The organism is Prescottella defluvii (assembly GCF_000738775.1).
Lineage (GTDB): Bacteria > Actinomycetota > Actinomycetes > Mycobacteriales > Mycobacteriaceae > Prescottella > Prescottella defluvii.
Genome location: NZ_JPOC01000231.1, coordinates 1 through 1,109, shown reverse-complemented (window position 1 = coordinate 1,109; position 1,109 = coordinate 1). Strand labels below are relative to the sequence as shown.

Sequence of the window (1,109 nt, the reverse complement as noted above, 5' to 3'; positions counted from 1 at the left end):
CCGACGCGCGGGTGCCGACGACCACACGGGCGGTGCCGCGCAGCGCAGCCAGCCATCGCCGATACCGGGCGGACGGACCCAACCCGGCCGCGAGACCGACCACGTCGTCCTTGCCGATCACCGACTCGCAGGCCGCGAGCACCCGGTCGAGGTCGCGTTGATCGGGCACCACCAGCACCACGCCTCGATCCGACGCCGCGACGAGACCGGCCAGTTCCGCGATCCGGGTGCTCCAGTCCTCCCCAGGCGGGGATCGGCAAGGACGACGTGGTCGGTCTCGCGGCCGGGTTGGGTCCGTCCGCCCGGTATCGGCGATGGCTGGCTGCGCTGCGCGGCACCGCCCGTGTGGTCGTCGGCACCCGCGCGTCGGTGTTCGCCCCGACACCGGAACTCGGTCTGATGATCGTGTGGGACGACGGTGACGACAATCTGGCGGAGCCGCGCTCGCCGTACCCGCACGCACGCGAGGTCGCGTTGCTGCGGGCACACGGAACCGGTTGCGCATTGGTGCTCGCCGGGCATTCGCGTACCGCGGAGGGCCAGGCTCTGGTGGATTCGGGGTGGGCGCACGATCTGGTCGCGCCCCGTGACGTGGTGCGCGCCCACGCGCCCAAGGTCACGGCCCTCGCCGACAGTGACCACGCACTGGCCCGTGAGTGGCGGGTGCCAACCATCGCTGCCATGCGTGTGGGGCGCGGGCGCTGCGGGCGGTGGTGGTGGGTGCCGGCCGAACCGCCGAGGAACTCGGTCGAGCGTTTCCCGGTGTCGCGGTGCACACGTCGGGGGGTACCGACGTGAAGTCGGAGATCGAGCCGGGCGCCAAGCTGGTCGTCTCCACCGTCGGCGCGGAACCGGTGATGCCCGGCGGGTACGGTGCGGCTCTTCTGCTCGACGGTTGGGCGCTGCTCGGCCGCGCCGACCTCCGGGCCGCGGAGGAGACGTTGCGGCGCTGGATGACCGCGTCGGCGCTCGTGCGATCGCATCGGGACGGCGGCGCGGTGGTGGTGGTGGCAGACTCGGGGATCCCGACCGTGCAGGCGCTGGTCCGCTGGGATCCGTTGTGGCACGCCCAGGCTCAGCTCGCCGAGCGTGCCGAGGTGGGCTTCCCG

At 73.0% G+C, this 1,109-nt stretch carries 2 pseudogenes; one reads left to right on the top strand and one right to left on the bottom strand.

Annotation, left to right across the window (positions count from 1 at the left end):
• Nucleotides 1-250: pseudogene (locus tag IJ15_RS25175) on the bottom strand (primosome assembly protein PriA); the annotation flags it as partial.
• Nucleotides 251-252: 2 nt separating this feature from the next.
• On the opposite strand from IJ15_RS25175, the pseudogene IJ15_RS25850 reads away from it, so the two are divergent.
• A pseudogene (locus IJ15_RS25850) lies at nt 253-1,109 on the top strand (primosome assembly protein PriA); the annotation flags it as partial.